This window comes from Gordonibacter sp. 28C (genome assembly GCF_003339845.1).
Classification (GTDB): Bacteria; Actinomycetota; Coriobacteriia; order Coriobacteriales; family Eggerthellaceae; genus Gordonibacter.
Map to the genome: position 1 here is coordinate 1 of NZ_PPTR01000026.1, position 1638 is coordinate 1638.

Here is a 1638-nt window from a genome sequence, read left to right on the forward strand (position 1 = left end):
TAATATGAGTAGAGCATTGTCAAGATGCAATAAAGGCCCAGACCGGATCATTTCCAGCCTGGGCTCTCCTATATCAACCTCGCAAACGCTCACGGACGGGTGTGTCATTGAATCGACGCTCGTTTTCGCAGTTTAATATCCGCGGGTTAGCGACCTGGGGCTAGCGCTTCCCCGACTAGGGAAGCAGCATCATTGCCTTCTTATGTCGGCCGCCCTTGCTTCGCATTTCGTTGCTACGGCTGGGTACGCGCTCCTTCAAACATGAAGAGTCTTTCTGCGGGGATACCTGTTAGGGTGCCGATAAAAAATCTGGGATCGTACCCAACGACCAGTCGAATACAAGCGCTTTGTTGAGGTTAATAGCTTTGTCGGGGAGATCGATTTCGCAAGGGGCTACAGCGTCCCCTCGCACATCCTGCCGAGCGCCCACACCCAACACGACAGCTCGCGTGCGGTGGCCACGTTCGCCACCACCGGCCGCATCCTCCTTGCGACGAAGCCCTCCCTGCGCTTCACCAGGCGCGCTATCCCGTCTGCCGCGTGGTTCGCTATATGGATCGGGACCTCGCAGCCGTACATCCCGCGCTTTCGCTCTCCGGTGGCGCGCGTGTAGTGCCACGACGCCTCGACCAAAAGCTTTCGCAGATGGGAGTTGCCCGCTTTCGTGATGCCTCCCCGCAGCGTCCGCTCGCCGCTCGAGCGCTCCGAGGGCACGAGGCCCAGCCACGATGAGAACGACCGCGCGCTGTCGAAGCGGTTGAAGACGCCTACCTCGACCACGAGGGCGAAGGCGGTGGCGACCTCGATGCCCTTCATGCACCTCAAGGCCTCCACGCGGCTTTGCCAGCGTTCCTCCTGGGCGTGCTGCGCGATTCTTTTCTCGATCGCCTTCTTCTGGGCCTCGATGTGGCGCACCTGCGAGATGTAGAGGTCGAGCGCTTCTCGGGCGCATGCGTCGGGAAGCTCGATCGAGCGAATCCATTCCCAGTGGGCGCGCGTCCATGTTCCCTTGCGCTTGCCGTCGGGCGCCTTCTCGTCCCAGACGCAGCCCCACTTGATGAGCTGATGGGTCAGGCGGTGCTTGGCGCGGGCGAGGTCGTCCCGCAGGTCTTCGAGCGCCCGGGAGAGGTTGCGCGCCCCTTCCGTCCGCTCGTCGGGGACGAACGCCTCGACGACGTTGTGCGCCATCAGTTGCCGGGCCAGGAACTCCGCGTCGTTGCGGTCGTTCTTCCTGCGCTTGTCCGCGGCGGGCTTGTGCATCTTCGACACGGCCCCCACCGCGCAATCGACGCCCATCTCGCGCAGGGCGCGGACGAGATGGAAGCCGGTCACCCCCGACTCGTAGACCGCCTTGGGCTCCTCGAATCCCAGAATCCATCCGGCGACGGAAGCCGGATCGTAGTCGAAGGTTTTCGCGAGAACCTCTCCCGTGTCTCTCGAAAGCGCGACGGCCGTGATAGAGCGAGCGTGAACATCGAGGCCGATTGCGGTAGCATAGGACATGGCGAGCCCCTTCCGTGCGTGTGGCAACCTGGCCGGCTGCCGGTTTTATACGACACGACCATTGTCGGCCCCGATCCGCGGAAAATCAAAGACGGCACGAGCAAGGGGCTCCCAATGCTCTACTCATATCGTCTT

1 protein-coding gene is annotated in these 1638 nt (G+C 62.2%); it reads right to left on the minus strand.

Annotated features, from left to right (window positions below; genetic code table 11):
- Positions 1 to 393: 393 nt before the first annotated feature.
- Entirely contained in the window at positions 394 to 1503 is a 1110-nt protein-coding gene (locus tag C1878_RS16385; protein ID WP_114602633.1) for an IS110 family transposase, read from the minus strand.
- Between the last annotated feature and the right edge of the window lie 135 nt (positions 1504 to 1638).

Coding starts and splice junctions, on each gene's coding strand:
- C1878_RS16385 (WP_114602633.1), bottom strand. CDS start 1,503: ATGTCCTATGCTACCGCAATCGGCCTCGATGTTCACGCTCGCTCTATC.